Source organism: Photobacterium kishitanii (assembly GCF_003026355.1).
Classification (GTDB): Bacteria; Pseudomonadota; Gammaproteobacteria; order Enterobacterales; family Vibrionaceae; genus Photobacterium; species Photobacterium kishitanii.
In genome coordinates this window covers 1-22290 of the sequence record NZ_PYON01000033.1, presented here as the reverse complement: position 1 = coordinate 22290, position 22290 = coordinate 1, and the positions used below count along the sequence as shown (strand labels likewise).

Annotated in this window: 25 protein-coding genes and 2 tRNA genes; 15 read left to right on the top strand and 12 right to left on the bottom strand. The window is 39.1% G+C overall.

Features of this window, described 5'->3' with window-relative positions; translation table 11 throughout:
• Positions 1–72: 72 nt before the first annotated feature.
• From btuD to pheS, 6 genes are all read right to left on the bottom strand, one after another.
• Positions 73–870, bottom strand: coding sequence for a vitamin B12 ABC transporter ATP-binding protein BtuD (btuD, locus tag C0W29_RS20965; RefSeq protein WP_080888915.1), 798 nt, complete (start codon positions 868–870; stop codon positions 73–75).
• Between the two features lie 12 nt (positions 871–882).
• Positions 883–1875, bottom strand: a complete 993-nt coding sequence (btuC, locus tag C0W29_RS20960; RefSeq protein ID WP_045042716.1) for a vitamin B12 ABC transporter permease BtuC — start codon at positions 1873–1875, stop codon at positions 883–885.
• 101 nt (positions 1876–1976) lie between these two features.
• Entirely contained in the window at positions 1977–3038 is a 1062-nt protein-coding gene (locus tag C0W29_RS20955; RefSeq protein ID WP_045042715.1) for a succinylglutamate desuccinylase, read from the bottom strand.
• 195 nt (positions 3039–3233) lie between these two features.
• Positions 3234–3530 (bottom strand): integration host factor subunit alpha, encoded by a 297-nt coding sequence (gene ihfA, locus C0W29_RS20950; protein WP_036795089.1) that lies wholly within the window; start codon positions 3528–3530, stop codon positions 3234–3236.
• Positions 3531–3984: 454 nt separating this feature from the next.
• Positions 3985–6369, bottom strand: coding sequence for a phenylalanine--tRNA ligase subunit beta (gene pheT / locus C0W29_RS20945; protein ID WP_045044414.1), 2385 nt, complete (start codon positions 6367–6369; stop codon positions 3985–3987).
• Positions 6370–6389: 20 nt separating this feature from the next.
• The gene (gene pheS, locus C0W29_RS20940) at positions 6390–7373 is read right to left on the bottom strand and encodes a phenylalanine--tRNA ligase subunit alpha (protein WP_036795092.1); all 984 of its coding nucleotides are present in this window, start codon (positions 7371–7373) and stop codon (positions 6390–6392) included.
• A 295-nt stretch (positions 7374–7668) separates the two neighbouring features.
• On the opposite strand from pheS, the gene C0W29_RS20935 reads away from it, so the two are divergent.
• The 4 genes from C0W29_RS20935 to C0W29_RS21580 all read left to right on the top strand — a co-directional run bounded on the left by C0W29_RS20935 (position 7669) and on the right by C0W29_RS21580 (position 9298).
• Positions 7669–7938, top strand: a complete 270-nt coding sequence (locus C0W29_RS20935; protein WP_045042713.1) for a hypothetical protein — start codon at positions 7669–7671, stop codon at positions 7936–7938.
• Between the two features lie 187 nt (positions 7939–8125).
• Positions 8126–8377 carry a phenylalanyl-tRNA synthetase subunit alpha gene (locus tag C0W29_RS20930; RefSeq protein WP_036795095.1) on the top strand — a complete coding sequence of 84 codons (252 nt, stop codon included), beginning with the start codon at positions 8126–8128 and terminating at the stop codon, positions 8375–8377.
• A gap of 233 nt (positions 8378–8610) precedes the next feature.
• A complete protein-coding gene (locus C0W29_RS20925) occupies positions 8611–8868 on the top strand; it encodes a YiaA/YiaB family inner membrane protein (protein ID WP_045042712.1) in 258 nt (85 codons plus the stop codon).
• Between the two features lie 202 nt (positions 8869–9070).
• The gene (locus C0W29_RS21580) at positions 9071–9298 is read left to right on the top strand and encodes a hypothetical protein (protein WP_146146384.1); all 228 of its coding nucleotides are present in this window, start codon (positions 9071–9073) and stop codon (positions 9296–9298) included.
• 137 nt (positions 9299–9435) lie between these two features.
• Here C0W29_RS21580 and rplT read toward each other — a convergent pair whose 3' ends face one another.
• The 5 genes from rplT to yqfB form a co-directional block, all read right to left on the bottom strand.
• A complete protein-coding gene (gene rplT / locus C0W29_RS20920) occupies positions 9436–9789 on the bottom strand; it encodes a 50S ribosomal protein L20 (RefSeq protein ID WP_036795101.1) in 354 nt (117 codons plus the stop codon).
• A 45-nt stretch (positions 9790–9834) separates the two neighbouring features.
• Positions 9835–10029 carry a 50S ribosomal protein L35 gene (gene rpmI / locus C0W29_RS20915; RefSeq protein ID WP_005367387.1) on the bottom strand — a complete coding sequence of 65 codons (195 nt, stop codon included), beginning with the start codon at positions 10027–10029 and terminating at the stop codon, positions 9835–9837.
• Between the two features lie 102 nt (positions 10030–10131).
• Positions 10132–10683 carry a translation initiation factor IF-3 gene (gene infC / locus C0W29_RS20910; RefSeq protein ID WP_080888971.1) on the bottom strand — a complete coding sequence of 184 codons (552 nt, stop codon included), beginning with the start codon at positions 10681–10683 and terminating at the stop codon, positions 10132–10134.
• A 3-nt stretch (positions 10684–10686) separates the two neighbouring features.
• Complete coding sequence (thrS, locus tag C0W29_RS20905; protein WP_045042709.1) at positions 10687–12618, bottom strand: threonine--tRNA ligase; 1932 nt, start codon at positions 12616–12618, stop codon at positions 10687–10689.
• 196 nt (positions 12619–12814) lie between these two features.
• The gene (gene yqfB / locus C0W29_RS20900; RefSeq protein WP_045044413.1) at positions 12815–13141 is read right to left on the bottom strand and encodes a N(4)-acetylcytidine aminohydrolase; all 327 of its coding nucleotides are present in this window, start codon (positions 13139–13141) and stop codon (positions 12815–12817) included.
• A 281-nt stretch (positions 13142–13422) separates the two neighbouring features.
• Between yqfB and C0W29_RS20895 the strand changes: the two genes are divergently transcribed.
• Together C0W29_RS20895 and C0W29_RS20890 are read left to right on the top strand one after the other, a co-directional pair.
• Positions 13423–14292 carry a fructosamine kinase family protein gene (locus C0W29_RS20895; RefSeq protein WP_045042707.1) on the top strand — a complete coding sequence of 290 codons (870 nt, stop codon included), beginning with the start codon at positions 13423–13425 and terminating at the stop codon, positions 14290–14292.
• Between the two features lie 164 nt (positions 14293–14456).
• Positions 14457–14660, top strand: a complete 204-nt coding sequence (locus C0W29_RS20890) for a CPXCG motif-containing cysteine-rich protein (protein ID WP_036795107.1) — start codon at positions 14457–14459, stop codon at positions 14658–14660.
• A 5-nt stretch (positions 14661–14665) separates the two neighbouring features.
• Here the strand turns inward: C0W29_RS20890 and C0W29_RS20885 are convergent, their stop codons facing one another.
• The gene (locus tag C0W29_RS20885) at positions 14666–15271 is read right to left on the bottom strand and encodes a riboflavin synthase (RefSeq protein ID WP_045044412.1); all 606 of its coding nucleotides are present in this window, start codon (positions 15269–15271) and stop codon (positions 14666–14668) included.
• Between the two features lie 264 nt (positions 15272–15535).
• On the opposite strand from C0W29_RS20885, the gene C0W29_RS20880 reads away from it, so the two are divergent.
• The 9 genes from C0W29_RS20880 (at position 15536) to C0W29_RS20840 (ending at position 22259) form a co-directional block, all read left to right on the top strand.
• On the top strand, positions 15536–16192 hold the full coding sequence (locus C0W29_RS20880; protein ID WP_052671551.1) for a hypothetical protein: 657 nt from the start codon (positions 15536–15538) through the stop codon (positions 16190–16192).
• On the top strand, positions 16189–17205 hold the full coding sequence (locus C0W29_RS20875; RefSeq protein ID WP_045042705.1) for a glycosyltransferase family 2 protein: 1017 nt from the start codon (positions 16189–16191) through the stop codon (positions 17203–17205). Before C0W29_RS20880 ends, C0W29_RS20875 begins: the two co-directional genes overlap by 4 nt.
• Positions 17198–17578, top strand: coding sequence for a GtrA family protein (locus C0W29_RS20870; protein WP_036795109.1), 381 nt, complete (start codon positions 17198–17200; stop codon positions 17576–17578). The genes C0W29_RS20875 and C0W29_RS20870 overlap by 8 nt, the downstream gene beginning before the upstream one ends.
• Positions 17575–18729: a membrane protein gene (locus C0W29_RS20865; RefSeq protein ID WP_045044411.1), complete on the top strand. Its 1155-nt coding sequence runs from the start codon at positions 17575–17577 to the stop codon at positions 18727–18729. The genes C0W29_RS20870 and C0W29_RS20865 overlap by 4 nt, the downstream gene beginning before the upstream one ends.
• Before the next feature lie 207 nt (positions 18730–18936).
• On the top strand, positions 18937–20307 hold the full coding sequence (locus C0W29_RS20860; protein ID WP_036795112.1) for an MATE family efflux transporter: 1371 nt from the start codon (positions 18937–18939) through the stop codon (positions 20305–20307).
• Positions 20308–20410: 103 nt separating this feature from the next.
• The gene (locus C0W29_RS20855) at positions 20411–21475 is read left to right on the top strand and encodes a DUF3080 domain-containing protein (RefSeq protein ID WP_052671550.1); all 1065 of its coding nucleotides are present in this window, start codon (positions 20411–20413) and stop codon (positions 21473–21475) included.
• 94 nt (positions 21476–21569) lie between these two features.
• Positions 21570–21830, top strand: a complete 261-nt coding sequence (locus C0W29_RS20850; RefSeq protein WP_036795114.1) for a DUF5062 family protein — start codon at positions 21570–21572, stop codon at positions 21828–21830.
• 231 nt (positions 21831–22061) lie between these two features.
• Positions 22062–22138: transfer RNA gene (locus tag C0W29_RS20845), tRNA-Val, on the top strand.
• A gap of 44 nt (positions 22139–22182) precedes the next feature.
• A tRNA-Val gene (locus C0W29_RS20840) sits at positions 22183–22259 on the top strand.
• Positions 22260–22290 lie beyond the last annotated feature (31 nt).

The following is a 22290-nucleotide window of genomic DNA, read 5'->3' as shown; positions in this document are numbered from 1 at the left end:
CTTTAAAAAGGCAGTTTATCTGCCTTTTTATTTTATCGCTAACACCAACTAGTCTATTTCTAATGACTTAAATTAATCAATAAAAACCAAACAGGGAACGCCATTATGATCAATTCTATGAATACTTGTTTTAAACACCGCTTGTAACTTTTCAACTGTCATTACTTGTTCAACATTACCATAAGCGGCGCAGTGACCACGATCCAACATCACCACGTTATCTGCTTCACGTAAGGTTCTATTTAAATCATGACTGACCATCACTACCGCAATACCCTGTTGCGCAATATACCGTACTAATTGATACATTGCTGCCTCTTGAGCAATATCTAACGCCGCAGCGGGTTCATCAAGTAATAATAATTTCGCTTGTGGATTTATAGTTGGCCAAACTTGTAAACATGCCGCTGCTAATCGTACTCGCTGCCACTCGCCACCAGAAAGTTGTTGAATATTTCGCGATAACTTATCTTGAATATCTAAACGGTTACAAATCTCATCGAGTGCGATTTGTAATTGCTCATTATCAATATGCTGTAAAGCTGACACTGCAAGTGATAAATATTGAAAAACTGGAATTGAAAAGTTGGGTTTATCTTGTTGCGATAAATAACTACGAACATGCGCTAATGACGGCAGATCATAATCAACTAAATCATCATTAAGTAATATAATGCTACCATTATAATCAAACAACCCTGATAAAATGGATAATACAGTGCTTTTACCGCTCCCATTTGGTCCTATAACATGCGTGATCTGGCCACTATAAAGCGTTAACGACATTGGTAATAATCGCGGTACAAAAGCGATATTTTGGGCTTTTAATATTAACGTAGCCGCTGTTGAAATATCACCGTTATCAAACATTGTTACCATAATTTAATCCAACTGCGAACGCATTAGCATCCAAATAAAGACAGGTGCACCGAGTGACGTTGTCACCACACCTATCGGTAAATCGGCATCAGTCAATAACACCCGTGATAATGTATCTGCTAATACTAATAATATCCCACCGCAAATAGCCGATAACGGCAATAAATACCGATTCTCGGTGCCCAATTGTAACCGTAACAGGTGCGGTACAACCAAGCCAACAAACCCAATCACACCAGCAAGTGCCACCGAACAACCCACTAATAACGACACCATTAAAATTAATAGCCATCGAATACGCCTAACATCAACGCCTAATTGCCGTGCTGCTACATCGCCAAGCATCATCACATCCAATGACTTACCTTGCATACAAAGTACAACTAATACTGGCACAATAAAAAATAGTAGTGACAATTGCTCCCAATTCACCCCACCAACACTGCCCATCAGCCAATACATCAGCTGACGCATACTTAAATCATCACTGAAATAAAATGCCCATGTCACTACTGCACCCGATAAAATACCTAAGGCAACCCCAATTAATAATAATCGAGACATAGAGACTCTTTGACGTCGAGAAAAGCCAACTAAAATAAGCGTAAACAATAACGCGCCAGCCATAGCAGCAAACATAGTAATAACGGGAGTTGGTACGATAGGAACAAAGAATAAGAGCGATACGACAGCTAAACTCGCACCGCCTGAAATACCAAGTACACCGGGCTCAGCTAATGGGTTACCCAATAACACCTGTAGAACCGCACCAGAACTGGCTAATGCAGCCCCCACAATCAGGGCAGCTAATACCCGTGGTATACGTAATTGCAGTAATAATTGTTGCTGAAGAGCGCCATCAGGAGCCCAAGGTACAATCCATACTTCGCCAATGGCAATAGCAAGCAGGCAAATACCGATCAACACCATCGATGAAACTATTATCCAAATACGCCACCGTTGTTGCTGTTGATATAATAATTCATTTAACAACATTAAGATTTCATTACGATTAAAAGAGTAAGGTCAAATACCATACCCTGTGACTTTCACAATGAAAAGAAACGCCTCTAAAACTGCAGTATTAAAACTATTAATCAAGACGATGCGTTACTTTTAGCACAAACTCTAACTTGTTCATCAAAAATCAAATTAGCTTTTTTTACCATCAATACCGCTCGTTGCCCTACTACCACATGCCGATTAGGAAAAACAACGGCCTCCCCACCAACACTTGCGGTATAAGTTTGACTACCATCCACTGCAAATTCATCGCCTTCTGCAAAAAAAGTAAAATTGGCAACATCATCATTAAACGTAAAATAGAATTCGGTTTGTCGTTTAACAATCGTACGACTAACCTGATACACCTCGACTTCACTGGTCCAAATAATTGGCAAAGCAACATCCGTAATTAATTGCAAAATAGCATGTCGAAATGGTGCTAATACGGTGAAATCATTATGCCCCAGTTTACCCACTCGCCCGAGTTCGACAGTCAGTGCCTGCGCGCCATGATATTCAGCGCTATACCAAGCAAATGTTGGTGATGGCTTATTAGAAAGCAGAACTGCATCTAATTTAGCGTGATGGATAAAGCTAAACAATTTATTACTGCGAGTCTGTTTATCAGTATAGGGGCTTATTGCAAAGGTATCATGCTGTGACGGCCGAATAGCACAATGTAAGTCTAGATGCCATCGTTCAGGTTTTATCGCAATAGAAGTGCCATAAAAGCTGTTTATCGCCAATTGTAACGCGTTAGCAATACGACACTCGTTATTTTTCTCAAAATTCCTAACTTGAAACAATCGATTCATGTTTTCAGCCATAAATCGTTGCTGATGATTAATCGCTTCAGGATGCGCAATAATTAATAATAAACGATGTACCGGTTGGATCTGGCCTAATACTACACCTGAAGCTATTTGCTGAACGAGTTCTATCGGAGAAGTCTCATCACCATGAACGCCACAAGACAAAACAATATCTTTTGTATCACTGGCTAATTCTCGTGGCGTAATTTGTAAGACACCACGATATAACAGCTGACAATGTAACCCAGAGTCTAAGACCCACTCTCCAGCAACAAAAGGCTGTGAAAAATCGCACGTTGCTTTAAGAAACTGTCCTCGTTTTATCTGTTCGATTAAAGTCATATACCAACCTCCTTGTTCATTATAAATAAACTCCCTATATTTATTCTTATCGCATCCTAGAGATAAGAAATAATGACGTCACTATTATTAATATAGTCATGTCACAAGTGACATCCTAAAAATAGGGTAATAAAAAACCCAAGTAAAAATACATTTACTTGGGTTTCAGTTCAGATCAGCAAACTTGCGAAAGATTTATTTATTAACTTCTAAACTTTCGACACGAGCCTTAAGCTTCTGACCAGGACGGAATGTAACGACACGGCGTGCGGAGATAGGGATATCTTCACCCGTTTTAGGGTTTCTTCCAGGTCTCTCATTTTTGTCACGCAAATCAAAGTTACCAAAACCTGATAATTTAACTTGCTCACCATTTTCTAGAGCCTTCCTAACTTCTTCAAAGAAGACTTCCACCGTATCCTTGGCGTCCCGTTTGCTTAATCCAACATTTTCAAACAGGTTCTCAGCCAAATCGGCTTTTGTGAGCGCCATAGATAACTCCCTCAAGACTATGTTGAATGGATAGTGTACATACCAATTATAAAAGTATGCCACTGTGAATAAGGTATATGTCAATTAGAGATGTAATTCTAAACTGCAAAAACTACGGGACTATATTATCCCTCTCACTATTAACTAGACTCAGTCTAAGCCAACTCGCTGATTTTCGCCAACTTTTTTACGTTAACTTCATGTCAAATAACACCATTTTGGTTGCATAATTTTACTATAACAATGCATCTAGTTGACCTTCCCAACACCACGAACAGCACTAAACCACTAAAAAATCAGCAATATACAGTCAAAAACTCTATTTAATAACTAAGAAATAGAAAATATGACTATTTATCAAGCTGTTATTATTTTTTAGATCTAGATCAAAAAAAAGCAGCCTCTAGAGGCTGCTTTCCTAAAACAAAGACTTAAATTTGATTATGGTGTTTTTTTAGTCACGAAGTGACGCATCAAATTTTTCTGCTAATGCATTAACAATACTTTCTACTGCTGCTGCAATATCAGCTTCTTCTAATGTACGCTCAGTTGATTGCAATGTTAGCGCAATCGCAAGACTCTTCTGACCGTCATCTACACCTTTACCAGTGTAAACATCAAACAGATTAACTGCTTTTAAGAGCTCACCACCGTTTTCACGACAAGCAGCCACAACATCACCAGCTGCAATATCTTCACTCACTACAACCGCAATATCACGACGGTTTGCAGGGAATTTAGAAATAGCGACAGCTTCAGGAAGCATACGAGTATTAATTGCTGCCCACTCGATTTCAAATACAATCGTACGACCGTTTAAGCCAAACTTACGCTCTAGCTCAGGGTGTACGGTACCAATGAAACCAATTTCTTTGCCATCAACAACGATTGCTGCTGATTGACCAGGGTGAAGTGCTGGGTGTTTAGCTGCTTTAAAGCTATAAGCATCTTTTGCTGTTAGCTCAAGAACGGCTTCTAAATCACCTTTAAGATCAAAGAAATCAACAGTGTTAGTTTCAATATCCCAATGCTCATCACTACGGTTACCCGCAATTACACCAGCAAGCATCATTTCTTGACGCATGCCGTTTTCCGCTGATTGCTCAGGTACAAAACGTAAACCAGCTTCAAATAAACGTACACGTGGTTGCTGACGCTTTTGGTTGAACACTACTGTATTTAGTAGGCCAGTCCATAGGCTCAAACGCATTGCTGACATATCCGCAGAAATTGGGAATGGCAGAATCAATGGTTCAATTTCAGGCACGATCAGTTTTTGCTGCTCAGGCTCAACGAAACTGTAAGTAATTGCTTCTTGGAAACCACGACCGACTAGCAAATCACGTACACGTTTCAGCGGTAAATTCGCTTCTTTGTGTAGGTTCATGCTCAGTGCGGCAACTGGTGATTGATTAGGAATGTTGTTGTAACCGAAAATACGGCCCACTTCTTCTACTAAATCTTCTTCAATTGCCATATCGAAACGCCATGCAGGTGCTGTTGCTTTCCAGCCAGCATCTGTTGTTTCAACATCACAACCTAGACGTGTTAGGATCTCTACTACTTCTTCTGAAGCAATAGCATGACCTAATAGACGATCTAATTTAATACGACGTAATTCAATCGTTGCGGCTTTGGGTAAATCAGCTTCTGATTCAGCTTCAACGATTGGTGCTACTTCACCACCACAAATTTCAACGATAAGTGCTGTTGCACGTTCCATTGCTTTCATTTGTAGCGTTGCATCAACACCACGCTCAAAGCGGTGTGAAGAATCAGTATGTAGACCATAGCTACGAGCACGACCACGAATCGCATCAGGTGCAAAAAATGCACACTCAAGCAAAATATCTTTCGTTTCAGTGCTAACACCAGAGAATTGACCACCAAAGATACCTGCAATTGCAAGGGCTTGAGTGTCATCTGCAATCACTAGTGTATTGCTGTTTAATTTAGCTTCGCTACCATCAAGAAGCGTCAGCTTTTCATCCTGCTCTGCCATGCGAACAACAATACCGCCATCGATCTTAGCCAGATCAAATGCGTGCATTGGTTGACCCATTTCAAGCAATACGTAGTTAGTAATGTCAACGATAGGATCAATTGAGCGCGTACCACAACGACGTAGCTTTTCTTGCATCCACAATGGCGTCTCAGCTTGTACGTTCACATTGCGAACGATACGGCCAAGGTAACGTGGACATGCTACCGGTGCTTTAACATCAATTGAAATTGTATCAGCCGCTGTTGGCGCAACAATATCAAACTGAGGTTCAGTCACTTCAGTACGGTTAAGAACACCAACTTCACGAGCAAGACCGGCAATGCTTAAACAGTCAGCGCGGTTCGCTGTTAGGTCAACATCGATAGTCACATCATCAAGACCAAGGAATTCACGGAAATCAGTACCCAGTACTGCATCCGCAGCTAATTCCATAATACCGTCAGACTCAACATCAATACCTAGTTCAGTGAAAGAACAAAGCATACCGTGAGACGGTTGACCGCGTAGTTTTGCCTTCTTGATTTTAAAATCACCAGGCAGAACAGCACCAACAGTTGCAACAGCAACCTTGAGACCTTGACGACAGTTAGACGCACCACAAACGATGTCTAGTAACTCTTCAGCACCAACATCTACTTTTGTTACACGTAGTTTATCAGCATCAGGGTGTTGAGCACACTCAACAACTTGACCAACTTTAACGCCAGTGAATTCACCAGCAACTGCTTCAATACCGTCAACTTCCAAACCAGCCATTGTGATTTGGTGAGCTAGCTCTTCGCTGTTTACTGCAGGATTAACCCACTCGCGTAGCCAAGATTCAGAGAATTTCATAGATTTCTAGCCCCTAGTGCTTACTTGAACTGTTTTAGGAAACGTAAGTCGTTCTCAAAGAACGCACGTAAATCGTTAACGCCGTAACGAAGCATAGTTAGACGCTCAACGCCCATACCAAATGCAAAGCCTGAGTATTTCTCAGGATCGATGTTAACTGAACGTAGAACATTAGGGTGTACCATGCCGCAGCCTAGTACTTCTAACCACTTACCATTCTTACCTTTCACGTCAACTTCAGCAGAAGGCTCTGTGAACGGGAAGAAAGAAGGACGGAAACGTACTTCAACTTCTTCTTCAAAGAAATTACAAAGGAAATCGTGAAGAATACCTTTTAGCTGAGCAAAGTTTACATTTTCGTCAACTAACATACCTTCCACTTGGTGGAACATTGGTGTGTGAGTTTGATCGTAATCATTACGGTATACACGGCCAGGCGCAATAAAGCGGAATGGCGGGTGACCATTTTCCATAGTACGGATCTGAACACCAGAAGTATGCGTACGTAGCATCAGATCTGGGTTAAAGAAGAACGTATCGTGATCGGTACGTGCCGGATGATCTTCGGCAATATTCAATGCATCGAAGTTGTGGAAAGCATCTTCGATTTCAGGACCGGCTTCAGTTGTGAAACCAAGCTCACCAAAGAAACTTTCAATACGCTCAATGGTACGCGTCACTGGGTGAAGGCCACCATTTTCAATACGGCGGCCAGGCAAAGAAACATCAACAGTCTCAGCAGCAAGCTTAGCTTCAAGCTCTGCTCGTTGTAGGCCGTCTTTACGCTCAACAAGTAATGTTTGTACTACTTGCTTCGCTTTATTAATCTCTTGACCAGCAGTGCGACGCTCTTCTGGTGGTAATTTACCTAGGGCTTGTAATTGAAGAGTTAAATGACCCTTCTTGCCTAGAAATTGAACTCGGACTTCGTCCAGAGCAACTGATGAATCAGCCTGCCCAATAGCTGCCGTTGCGTTGGCAATAATCTCGTCTAGATGTTGCATCGTATCCTCATCCACCCACAGGTGGCGTCCTTAAGGGAGATATAAAATCGCGTAACGATACATACTAAAGAAAGCAGCGTCTAAAACCAAATTGAATCGTAATAAAACAGTAAGTTTGGACGAAAAAAAAACGTCTTTTGCCGTTAAAATCTGAATTTGTGCTTTTTCAGTACACTAACGTCCAGCGACATAAGGCTATAAAACAGATTTCGCACACCTATATTCCATTTTTCTCTCTTCCTAAAATGAGATGAAAAAAGTAAATTTCAGCGGTATTTACTTTGGAATAATCATCATGAACACCCAAAACTTTTCGGCTTTAATCAAAATGAGCCTTATCGCATCTTTACTTTGTTTAGGCCTTGTTGTGCTTGGTAATTATGGCTTACTTTCTAACATGCCGATTGAAGTTAAAGATATGACCAGTAATCAAACCCATATTGATTACATCCATATCATTTTCTACGTAGTTTTTAATTGTATGTTTGTTGGGTTTCTTGGCTGTCTTCTTTGGAGAGCAAAACAGTCACAACGACAAATGAAGCAATACCTTGCTCATAACTAATTGTTAATATTAATTAATTAACTAACATAAATGCTTATACAAGCGCCTCTAAACGTTATATGCCAATTATTGAGGCGTTTTATATGTAATAATGCTGTGATAAGTACGATCTTTTTTTATCAAATTGGTTTCAAAATTACATTTTTCAGTGTAAATTATGATCAATGTCAATGTTAGGAACCATATTATGAATACTAAAGATCTTGCTGCTCTCTCAAAAATTTCTACTATCGCTGCGATTCTTTGTACTGCTCTATTGCTGCTTGGTAATTATGGCCTGGCATCAGCAATGCCAATTGCTCCAGAAGAGGGTTTCAATTTCATTAATCTTGTCTTCTTTATGGGTTTCAACGCATTATTTGTTGGTTTCCTAGCGTTTTTACTTAAAACTCTAGCAACAGCAAACAAAAAACGTAATCAGCGTTACGCTCGCGCATAAGCATTAGCTACTGAATCTTATTTTAAAGCCAGTAATTATCGTTTATCGATATATTACTGGCTTTTAATCATCTCAACGCCTTCTATACTCCCTCTCCTAAAAATATTCTCCTCCAAACAAAGAATAAAAAACAGTGTTGCATTGTTTGATTTTATCGATTAGTATAATTGAACACTGTTTTAAATGTGTTTATAAAACACTCTTTACGTAATTAATTTACACCGGAGATTAATATGAGAAAGCAAGATAACTATTGGTTAAACTACGCTAAAGCAACTTTTATCATTGCCGCTATAGCAATGATTATCAGTATTATAAAATTACCAGGCGATCTAATCGTAAAAGGTTATTACAGTATTTGCAGCCTTTTTTTAGTCAGTGCGACTATTACTTTAAGTAAAGCAATTAGAGATAATACTGAGTCAAATCAATTAATGAATAAAATAGAACAAGCAAAAACAGCTAAGTTATTAAATGAATTTGACGAGTAATCAATAACAATGAACACGATAATGGTAATCAACGAGTTGGTAACACAACTCGTTTCATTAAACCGACTAATCGTGCACTCCCAGCACAATATTACCAAAACATATCTCGATATCAGCCCACCAATCTACTCAGCGTTTATATCAATCTCAGCTCCAGCACTTACTAGCAGCCTCATCCACTAGCCCTCCCCAATACATTACTTTGATTAGAAAACAGCAACAGCATGCGCTAACACTCAAGCAATTAACCCAAAAAGTCCACCAACAACAACGGCAGCTAAAACAATACCAACAGTTAAAGCAAACCGCTTACCACTGGCTAAAACAATATCAACAACAAGGACACGGTAATAGCTATCAGCAACTAAAAACGGAAGCAGCATTATTAGTGATCTCAAATAAAGTATCACTACAATTAGAACTACCATAATGCGAGGTGCGAGGTGCGAGGTGCGAGGTGCGAGGTGCGAGGTGCGAAACAATATCAACTAGTAATAACTTATCTACCGCTTTAAACGAAAAAAGGAGAGCCGAGGCTCTCCTTTTCAACTTAAAACTAGACTGAAATTACAGTGCAGCTTTTGCCTTTTCCACAAGAACAGTGAAAGTAGCTTTGTCGAATACAGCAATATCAGAAAGGATCTTACGATCGATTTCGATAGATGCTTTCTTCAGACCGTTGATTAGACGGCTGTAAGACATACCATTTTGACGTGCAGCAGCGTTGATACGAGCAATCCAAAGTTGACGGAAAGTACGTTTCTTCTGACGACGGTCACGGTAAGCATATTGACCAGCTTTAGTAACAGCTTGGAAAGCTACGCGGTAAACACGTGAACGTGCTCCGTAGTAACCTTTAGCTTGTTTAAGAACTTTCTTGTGACGTGCACGCGCTTGTACACCACGTTTTACGCGAGGCATAGGAGACTCCTAACTAAAATTAAAAAAATATAAAACTAAAAACGATTAAGCGAACGGAAGCATACGAGCAACTGCAGCCACTTCACACTTAGGAAGGATTGCATTTGGACGAAGCTGACGTTTGTTCTTAGTAGTACGTTTAGTCAGGATGTGACGCTTAGTAGCGTGCTTAAACTTAAAGCCACCAGCTGTTTTTTTGAAGCGCTTAGCTGCGCCACGATTTGTTTTCATCTTTGGCATGAGATGATAACTCCGCATTGTTGATAGTTAATAATCATAGTAATAGGGCGAACAAAAAGCGCTACTTAAAAGCAGCGCTTTTTAGCTACTTGAATGCCGTTATTACTTCTTCTTTGGGGCAAGCATCATGGTCATTTGACGACCTTCTACACGATTAGGGAAACTTTCACAGACCGCGATCTCTTCAAGTTCTGCCTTAATACGATTAAGAAGCTCAATACCAATGCCTTGGTGGGCCATTTCACGACCACGGAAACGTAGTGTGACTTTACCCTTGTTGCCCTCTTCTAAAAAGCGAGTCAGGTTGCGTAGTTTTACCTGATAATCGCCTTCGTCTGTACCAGGTCGGAATTTAACTTCCTTGATCTGGATTTGTTTTTGATTCTTCTTTTGCTCTTTAGCAGCCTTGCTCTTTTCGAACAAGTACTTACCATAGTCCATCACACGACAGACTGGTGGCTCGGCATTAGGGCTAATTTCAACTAGATCCACACCAGCATCAAGAGCAACATTCATTGCTTCTTCAATAGAAACAACACCGACTGATTCGCCGTCAAGGCCAGTTAGACGAACTTCACGTACGCCACGAATTTCTTCATTCAGACGATGCGCGTTTTGCTTAACTGGTGCTTGGGTTCTTTTTCCGCCTTTAATACCTTATTCCTCCACAACATTGAGCTTACGATTGCTGATTTCTTCTTGCATAAATGCAATTAATTCATCAATCTTAAATTTACCCAAATCTTTACCCTTGCGAGTACGAACTGCTACTACGCCTGCTTCGACTTCTTTGTCTCCGCAAACGAGCATGAAAGGCACTCGCTTCAAAGTATGTTCGCGGATTTTAAAGCCAATCTTCTCATTTCTCAAGTCCGCATTGACTCTAATTCCACTTTTTTTCAATTTTTCTACAATTTCTTGCACATATTCTGCTTGAGAGTCAGTAATATTCATCACTACAGCTTGCTGAGGCGCCAACCACGTTGGGAAGAAGCCTGCGTAATCTTCGATAAGAATACCGATGAAGCGCTCTAGTGAACCAAGAATTGCACGGTGAATCATAACCGGTGTATGGCGTTCGTTGTCTTCACCTACATATGTAGCGCCTAAACGCTCAGGTAATGCGAAGTCAAGCTGAACAGTACCACACTGCCATGCGCGATCAAGGCAATCGTGAAGTGTAAACTCGATCTTAGGACCGTAGAATGCACCCTCACCTTCTTGAATATCAAATGGAATATCCATTGACTCAAGCGCGGTAACTAAATCGGCTTCAGCTTTGTCCCACATTGCATCAGAACCAACACGCTTTTCAGGGCGAGTCGATAATTTAACAACAATGTTATCAAAACCAAATGTCTTGTATGTATCATACACCATTTCGATGCAAGATGTAACTTCTTGTTGTACTTGTGCTTCTGTACAAAAAATATGCGCATCATCTTGGGTGAAACCACGAACACGCATAATACCATGAAGTGAACCTGAAGGCTCATTACGGTGACAAGAACCAAACTCAGCCATACGTAATGGTAAATCGCGGTATGACTTAAGGCCTTGGTTAAAGATCTGTACGTGACCAGGACAGTTCATTGGCTTGATAGCGTATTCACGGTTCTCAGAACTTGTAGTGAACATCGCTTCAGCGTACTTATCCCAGTGACCAGAACGTTCCCAAAGCACACGGTCCATCATTAATGGGCCTTTTACTTCTTGGTAATCGTATTCGTTTAGCTTTTCACGAACAAATACTTCTAGCTCACGGAAGATAGTCCAACCGTTATGATGCCAGAATACCATACCTGGAGCTTCTTGCTGCATGTGGAACAGATCAAGTTGCTTACCGATTTTACGGTGGTCACGCTTTGCAGCTTCTTCTAAACGCGTTAAGTGCGCTTTCAGTGCTTTCTTATCGTGGAATGCAGTACCGTAAATACGTTGCAGCATCTTATTATCGCTATTACCACGCCAGTATGCACCAGCAACGCTTAATAGCTTAAAGTTCTGACAGAAACCCATGTGTGGTACGTGTGGACCACGACACATGTCAATGTATTCTTCATGATGGTATAGACCTGGACGATCGTCACGAGCAACGTTTTCATCTAGGATTTCGATCTTGTACGTTTCGCCACGTGCATCAAACGCATCACGCGCTTCTTGCCAGCTTACGTTTTTCTTCACAACTTGATACTTAGTTTTCGCTAGTTCAAGCATGCGCTTTTCAATAACTTCAAGATCTTCTTGCGTTAATGATTGCTCTAGATCGATATCGTAGTAGAAACCGTTGTCAATCGTAGGACCGATCGCCATTTTTGCTTCAGGGTACAATTGCTTAATTGCATGACCTAGCAAGTGTGCACATGAGTGACGAACAATTTCAAGACCATCAACATCATCTTTTGCTGTGATGATTTCTAGACTTGCATCATTTTCAATAAGATCACAAGCGTCAACACGAACACCATCAACACGCCCTGCGATGGTTGCTTTTGCAAGACCAGGACCGATTGAAAGTGCAACGTCCATTGTTGATACAGCGTCATCGAATTGACGTTGACTACCATCAGGAAGAGTAATAACAGGCATTTAAATATCCTTAAACAGTGGTGCCACACACCAAGTAGCACATGTTGAGTTAATAAAGCTTTTAGAGAAGCTTTTATGAATAAAATATTTTTACTTTGGTGCCGCAATACAGAGCAACACGTTAAGGCAAAAATAGGGTGACACTATACAAACGGTAACAAGATATTGCAAAGGATCACCCTAAATTTTTATACTACTAATTCACTAAGGCGTAATTCACTACGTACAATTTCTCGATACCAGGATAGATATCGTGAATAACACCCTTAAGCTCCGCTAGTGTCATATTTTCCTGTTGTGCATGAAAATCATTCAAATCACTAAATGCTATTGGTTCAACAGTCAAAATTTCTAAACGACAAAACCAGCGTCCGTCTTCATAAGTTGAAACATCAACAGTTGTACCTGGTACATAATGACTTTCAGATTCATCACGAATAGTTATCGTTTTTTTACCCGACAAGATATCGCTTTCAAAACGCGCAAAAAAAGTCATTTCCGTAGGAATTGCATTAGTAGTCATTAAGGTGTCCTTTATTACCAAATAAATTTTCGGCCTAGAGTAACCGCAAATATTTAAAAGTAAACGAACAATAGCAAAGAAAAATAAATATTTAAGGAGTATTAATAATATTCCATTTTTAATTCTATAAATATTATTATCTTTACTTTCAACATATTACAAAGAATAAGCATGACAAAATACTTAAAATAGCTTCGACTTCACAGATATATATAAATGAAATGAACTAAGATGTTGATAGACAAGTTTTATCTAGTCCAATTTAATGCGTGGAGGATGCTATGTGGCAGGCTATTTCTCACCAATTGTCGGAAGTACTTGGTCGACAGTTCAAGATAAATGAACGTGAAGAGATTCAAGGTGGTGATGTAAACCAATGCTATTGTGTTAGTGATGGCGAACAACGTTTTTTCATTAAACTTAATGACAGAAATCAACTCGCCGTTTTTGAAACTGAAGCCGAAAGTTTACGTATTCTCAACGAAGCTAATTGTGTCCAAGTCCCGCAACACTTCCATCTTGGCACTTGTCGTGACAAATCTTTCCTTATTCTAAACTATCTTCCCACCAAGACCATTGACGATGACGCAGGTTATAAACTCGGCCAACAATTAGCACAACTTCATTTATGGGGTGAGCAAGTTGAATACGGCTTCGATTTTGATAACTATATTGGTCTAACACCTCAACCCAATAAATGGCGTCGTCGCTGGTATAAATTTTTTTCTGAACAGCGGATTGAATGGCAATTACAACTTTGCGAAGAGAAAGGACTTCATTTTGGTGATATTGATACGATAACTGCAAATGTTGCTCAACGTTTAAGTAATCATCAACCCAAGCCCTCCTTACTCCATGGTGACTTATGGCATGGCAATACTGCATTAACTGTATCTGGACCAATCATTTTTGATCCAGCCACTTACTGGGGTGATCGTGAATGTGATGTCGCAATGACTGAATTATTTGGCGGTTTTCCTGCAAGTTTCTATCAGGGCTATCAGTCAGTCTACCCTTTAGATGAGGGCTACCAAGATCGTAAAGATCTTTATAACCTTTATCATATTCTTAACCACTGTAATCTTTTCGGCGGTGAATATATGGGACAGGCACAACATATTATTGCCAAACTTATGCTATGGGAAGAATAACGTTCCCTCTTTTATTAACCGCCTGTCACACCAACACTTTAACCTCGAAGTGTTGGTCGTTCTTTATTAGTGGTAAAATAGATAACTAGCAACTAGGATCAATATAAAGTCATACAACTATAATTCATCAAGCTATGTATTCAGCTATAAATTAAGGATACGTCATGCACAAATATTCAAATCAAAGCGTCAGCTGCCCACATTGTGGCCATATTATTAGAATCCCCCTTGATGCAAGTGCTGGCAGTCAAGAGTTTTATGATGACTGTTCTATCTGTTGTAATCCAATCCATTTAACAATGGAAGTTGATGAATTACATAAAACCATTAATTTGTTTGTCGATGCTGATGATGAGCAAATATTTTAACATTATTATTTATTTGCCATCATACGTTCAACAGTATCAACAATAGCTTGTGTTTGCGGATCAATTTCAATATTAATAACGTCATTAATGATGCGATTTTTAAGATTCGTTCGTTGTAATGTTTCAGGAATTAAACTTACACTAAAACAACCATCTCCCACTTCAGCAATCGTTAAGCTAATACCATCAATACCAATATACCCTTTTGCAAAAATATATTTTATCAACTGAGGCGGTACTGAAAACCATATTTGATGATTATTTTCAGAAATATTCACGGCCGACACCATGGCAGTCGCCATAATATGACCCGACATAGCATGCCCGCCAATCTCATCGCCAAATCGAGCAGCGCGTTCAACGTTAACATAATCCCCAACATTGAGCAGACCTAAGTTAGTTACATTCAATGTTTCTTGCATTAAATCGAATGAGACTAATTGATCGTCAAAACCAGTAACCGTCAAACAACAGCCATTATGCGCCACTGATGCACCCAAGGATAATCCTTGCATCATATCTCTCGGTAAACGAATAATATGGGTTTGAAAATTCTGTTTTTTATCAATGGTAACGACTTGTGCTATACCTTGTATAATTCCAGTAAACATATCTATCCTTTATGTCTATTCGATAATTTAATCTATGATTAAGGTGTTGGTTTATCAAACAATGTTGATCAAAAAAATGCTCATATGTTCAATAAAGTAACCATATTATCAGCTACAGTTGTCAAAAATAACTTTTTGACATTAAAGTGACACTTTAAAACACGATGAGCGTATTAATTGTATAACAATAAAAGTTAGCCTATTTTGACTAGCTTTTTCTATTTCTATACCTAGCCAACAAATAACACGTATATAAGGTACACTATGGCCGCTGATGTCTCATCTACCGTTACACTATCGCTACAGCAACAACAAAAACAACCTGTTTTACGTGTTTTGCTTATTGCCTTACTAGTGGTGTTATCAGGTTACTATATTTGGGTGCTTTACAAAGCAATAACACCTAATGTAAGCCTTGCCTACAAGGCTTATTATATTAAAAATCAAACATTATATTGGCAACCAAAACAGCCAAATCTGACATTAAAATTACCCATTAAATTAAAGGTCACTGATAATGTCCCTAATTTATCCCGCGCGGGTTGGAGTTTTGATACCAGTAACAATATGCGTGAATTAACCCAACAAGGTGGCTTATACTTTACGCTACCTACTGCGCCAGCAGCAAATATCAAAATTACATTTACCTTAGCAAAAGCACAGCAGCAGATAAAGCCTCTGTCATTTACCTTTAATCATCATCAAGGTACGTTATTGCCACAAGCACAGGGAAAAACGCTTGTTGCTCAATTGCCAAAACAACAATTTTTATCAGCGTCACAGCAATTACAAACATTTATATTAACAACACCAACACCATTGCAAGTTACTACTATTAGCCTAACACCAACGAATGTAGATACCTTACCTATGCCACATAATACTGGCCATCTTAATCAAAACACTGGGAACGTAAAATGAATCATAAACCAAACCCGCTTGATTATCGTTTATCGCTTATTGTGCCAGTCTACAATGAAGAAGTTGCTATTGAGCCCTTCTTAGATGCTATCAATGATAAACTGAGTAGCATTCGTTCACATATAGACATTGTATTCATTAATGACGGTAGTAAAGACAATACTCAGCGCGTTATTGATAAAATGATAGAACAAGATCCAACTATCTCATTAATAAACTTTGCCCGTAACTTTGGTAAAGAAGCAGCAATGACCGCAGGCTTAGATTACGTCCAAGGTGATGCTGCCGTTATCATGGACGTCGATTTACAAGATCCACCCGAAGTGATCCTTGAATTTGTCGAGCTATGGTTAACTGGCAACTATGACACTATTTATGGTGTACGTGTGGATCGCTCACAAGATACTTATACCAAACGATTAACTGCTGGTGGTTTTTACCGTTTCTTCAACTTTTTATCAGCAGAAACCACATTACCTGAAAATGCAGGCGATTTTAGATTAATTAATCGCTGCGTAATTGAAACCGTTAAGCAATTACCTGAGCGTAATCGTTTTATGAAAGGTTTACTTGCTTGGTCATCATTACGCGCGATTGGGGTCAATTTCCAGCGTCCTGAACGTCTTGTTGGTGACACCAAATTTAATTATTGGAAACTGTGGAACTTCGCGATGGATGGCATCACAAGCTTTACTGCTTGGCCATTACGTGTTTGGGGTTTTGTCGGTTTTGGTATCTCCTTTTTATCTTTCATCTTTTTAATGTATATCGTTATTAGTGCCTTATGTTTTGGTGTCCATACGCCAGGTTATGCCTCTACTATTTCAGTAGTGCTTTTTTTAGGCGGTATCCAATTGATTTCTTTAGGTGTTATTGGTGGTTATGTCAGTCGCATTTATACAGAACTCAAACACCGACCAATCTATTTAGTTGAAGATGTATATGGCAACTATAAAAACAATCAACACCTCACACCAACAACGTTAAACAAGTCTAACAATAATTATGAGTGATTCTTTTCTTAAGCATTTTTGGCAACTTAATCGCTTTGCCATTGTGGGATTATTAGCAACAGCGGTGCACCTGTCTGTCGTACGACTGTACTTTTTTCAGATTGCACATCCATCAGAGTATATTGCTAATATTCTAGGATTTACTGTCGCATTTTTGGTGTCGTACTTTGGCCATCGTCATTTTACTTTTGCGCAAAAAGGCTCATTTTTTAAATTCTTAGCAGTCTCTCTGTTTGGCTTTTTAATTAATAACATCATCTTAGTGACATTATTACAAACAGCGCATGTTAAAGGTTGGATCGCGGTGACTATTTCAACCTTGTGTGTACCAATCATTACTTTTATTTTATCGAAATTCTGGGTCTTTAAATGAATCCCTTATCTCTTACTGATATTCGTCTGACTCGTAAAGATTGGTTAAACTTAATCTTTGCTGTCATTGTTAGCCGTATTGTCATCTATGCCCTTGGCCTTTGGGGTGTTAGCATGTTCATGACAGGGCATTATGCAGAACAACCATTACTACAAACCGTGTGTCGTTTTGACTGTGTATGGTTCTATCGCATTATTGATAACGGCTATGATCTTGTCCCTCAATGGCTTGGACAAAAAAATGCGGCAAATTGGGCATTTATGCCATTACAACCATTTCTTGGCTGGATATTCTCCCATTTAACAACCTTTGAGAACCCAATAAATAACTATCGCTTTGGCCTAGCATTTGCTTCTAACCTCGCGTTTTTATTTAGTATCCCAATGGTATTAATGGTACTAAAACAGCTAAAAATAAGTGACACAACACGCTATACCATGATTTGGGCATTATGTTTTTCGCCTTATACCGTTTACTCATCTGCGGGTTATACCGAACCATTATTCATTGCATTAGTCGCTGGCGTGTTTTTATTTAGCTACCGTCAACAATGGTTTTTGGTCGCAGTTTTAGGCATGTTAGCAGCAGTAACCCGCAACCTAGGGGTATTTTTAGTATTTCCAGTATTAATCATTGCTATTCAGCATTATGGTATTCAAAGCTTTTTACGCTTTAAGACACCGGCACTGAAAGTCTTAGCGGCTATTTGGGTGATCCCTATTGGCTTTTTTGGCTTTATGACTTATATGTATTTCCATGTTGGAGATGCACTTGCGTTTGGACATATTCAAATCGCTTGGGGGCGTCAACTTACCAATCCATTCCATTGGCTAAAATTTGGTTTTGAGACTGGTGGTCCTAAATTATACCTCACGATCATGGCATTGCTTGCTTTTGCACTTAATATCTACTTAGTCGTGCGTAAGTATTATGCCGAAGCGTTATTTATGTTTATTTGCTTAATATTGCCTCTTTCTTCAAGCCTTAATGCGATGCCGCGTTACGCATTTGGCCTTTATCCAACTTTTCTTGGATTAGCTTTGCTTGTCGAACGTTACCCTAATATTAAGACCCCAATGTTATGTATTTTTAGTGCTGCAAGTACCTTTATTGCGATAGGTTTCTTTGGGCATCATTTCTTTACCGTCTAATCAAATATAATAACTGTCAACTTAAGCTAACGGTCTCGATTATCACCTATCGAGGCCGTTTGTTTTTATATGCATAAAGTGTTAAATAGTACTTGGCTTTGTTAGTTTTATTTATATAATCCAGCCCATTTAGGGCGCATTAAATAGTAATTAACGACTATTAAGTCTCCCCCCCTTTTTATTTTCTCATTTTTGGAGCCATGCTGAGTGCAAAATTACAGAAAAGAAACAGCGCAACTGTTAAAACTTGCTATACCCGTCTTAATTGCTTCAGTCGCCCAAACATCGATGGGATTTGTTGATACAGTTATGGCTGGTGGTGTAAGTGCGACAGATATGGCGGCCGTTGCTGTTGCTGCAAGTATTTGGCTACCCTCAATTTTATTTGGGGTCGGCTTGTTAATGGCTATTGTTCCTATCGTAGCACAACTGAGTGGTTCCGGTAAAAAGGACAAAATACCGTTTGAAATTCAGACCGCTTTTATTCTCGCCGTACTGATTTCAATTCCAACCATGTTGATTCTTTACAACGCTGGAATTTTGATCCATTACATGAATGTCGAGCCAGTATTAGCAGAAAAAACGGTCGGTTATTTACATGCGGTATTATTTGCTGTACCTGCATTTTTATTTTTCCAAACTCTAAAAAGTTTCTCTGAAGGTTTATCGTTTACCATTCCTGGCATGGTGATTGGATTTTTAGGTTTATTACTCAATATCCCTCTTAACTGGATTTTTGTTTACGGTGAGTTTGGTATGCCAGCACTCGGTGGGGTGGGTTGTGGTATCGCAACAGCTATCGTGTATTGGTTTATGTTCTTTGCCATGCTTGCATTCGTCTTAATTAATAAGCGTCTTAACAGTCTTAATGTTTTTAGCGTGATTTATCCGCCTAAATTTGCCGCGATTAGTCGCTTGTTCAAATTAGGCTTTCCTGTTGCCGCCTCATTATTTTTTGAAGTTTCTCTGTTTGCGGTTATTGCATTATTGATCTCACCACTAGGGCCAATGAAGGTTGCGTCACACCAAATTGCAATGAACTTCTCATCCTTAGTCTATATGTTACCGATGAGTTTAGCCGCAGCGGTTAGTATCCGTGTCGGCCATAAAATGGGACAAGAAGACATTATTGGCGCTAAAATTGCGAGTCATTGCGGATTAATTGTAGGTACATCATTAGCATTTTGTACTGCAATTTTAACGGTCATTTTCCGTGAACAAATAGCATTACTGTACACTGATAACCCTGAAGTTATTATGTTTGCAGGTCAATTACTGTTATTAGCAGCAATTTACCAATGCAGTGATGCAGTACAAGTTGTTGCGGCAGGCGCACTACGTGGCTATAAAGATATGCGAGCAATTTTCTTCTGCACCTTTATTGCCTATTGGTTACTAGGATTACCTATTGGTTATATTTTAGGAATGACTGATTGGATAGTTAAACCTATGGGTCCGGAGGGCTTTTGGATTGGATTTATTATCGGCTTAACGTCTGCGGCAATAATGCTCGGCATGCGTATGCGCTGGGTGCATAAACTTGATGCCAAACACCAAATTGAGATGTCATTACGCTAACAGTAAATAGTCCCAGACTTAAAAAAGCGATCTTCGGATCGCTTTTTTTTGTCTAAAATTGCAAGCTTACATATGCTTAAATCATTGCCACTAAACTTGGGCTATGATGAAAATATTATTATTGGTATTTTTTTGCTCACTGCTACTAACTAGCTGCAAAAAAAACACTACCGAAGTTTTGTTAGACACTTATCAACAACGGCTTGCTAATGTGTTGGATATAAAGCCCACAGAAACACCAGCGCTTAGCTTACCCATCTACCCAGGTACACGGTTACTAAAACAACCCATATCTGATATTCGAATGGGATTATTAAATGCTTATGAACTACGCCAGTGTGGTTTATTTCAGTTAATTGCTGAACGCAATTCCGTATTAGGAAAAGTACAGGATCAAACTCGCCAACTACGTTATGAACTTCTGTTTTTAAAACAACTCGATCACTGCCTGAAAGTTCTCAATAATACCAATACATTGTGGCTTCAACTAAAAGATATTTATTATCAAAAACAACAGCAATTACCACAAGTATTATGGAATATGGTATTTACAGGTCAGGAATGGCGTCAGCAATTTACGCTAGGTCGTCAATTGCTGGAACAACATCAATTTGGAGGCTATATCGAGAATTTAGCCGCATTTGATTATTTAGATACTTTAACGACAACAATAACATCTCATAATTTATCTAATGCACTTACAACACTGACCACTAGCAATATTGATTTGCTGCTTTATCATCAACAACAAATTCACAATACTCAATATCTTGGCCAACTTTTTTATTCTATAGCTAGAGTCACAGCCAGGCTTAATACCGTTACAACTCAACTTATTCGTCATGAGCAAGATGTAATTTGTGGTAAAAATATCAACCAACAGCAAGCTCAATATTTACGTAATGTTTTTTATAAATATTACGCAAAAGATATTCAACCCTATCTAAGTAAATTACATTCGCAGTATCAACAATTACAACCATATTTAGCTAGCCTCTACACAACGCTAGCTAAACACCACATTCAGCCATCATCCATGATGACAGTATATGCTCGTTATTATTTTCAAGGTGAACTGCAACATCAATTTCAACAAGCAACTATTGAGCACGTGAATTATTGGCAACGATTATTCAAGCGCTGTAATTTTAAGGTTGGACTTCAATAACTTGCTGCCAACCTCAATTATCATTTTTGCTACTATTAGTTCATTTTAATAATAGGTAAACTACACTACATTGTAGAGGTTCAGGGAGATAAGAATGAAAAAACATAAAAATGAAGCAAAACTGTTAAAGAAAGCATTAGAACTCGGTTTCGCCTTTGCAAAAAAACAAGGATTTAATGATTTAGATCGCGGTGTAGGCTCAACTGATCGCGTTGAATGTATTTATCGCTTATTAGTACAATGTAAACAAATCACTCCATTAGCCGTCGATAAAGAAGACGGCGTTAACATGAAACACAAACTGGTATTGTGGATTATTCGTCTATTACCAGAAAATCATGAGCTACTGCAATAACCCCAACTCATATTGCCACTAGTACTTTCTAGTGGCATCTATTATTAACAGTGTGCGTAATATCACATTCGTCTATTTATCTATCACCAAAATTAACCAAACTGGCTATTGTGCAAGCAAACGCACTGAATTCCCTAAAAAACTTTCTTTAAACACTTGCCTAGATTAGAGCGACTCGCTAATATGCTTGTCATTCGCTGATTACGATTAAACAGTAATTATGCTGACGTTGCTCGCTTAGCTCAGTTGGTTAGAGTACTTGCATGACATGCAAGGTGTCACTGGTTCGAGTCCAGTAGCGAGCACCATTTTCAAATAAATGGCTTAACAGCGGTTTATAGTAGTACAATTTGCTCGCTTAGCTCAGTTGGTTAGAGTACTTGCATGACATGCAAGGTGTCACTGGTTCGAGTCCAGTAGCGAGCACCATTTTCAAATAAACGGCTTAACAGCAGTTTAT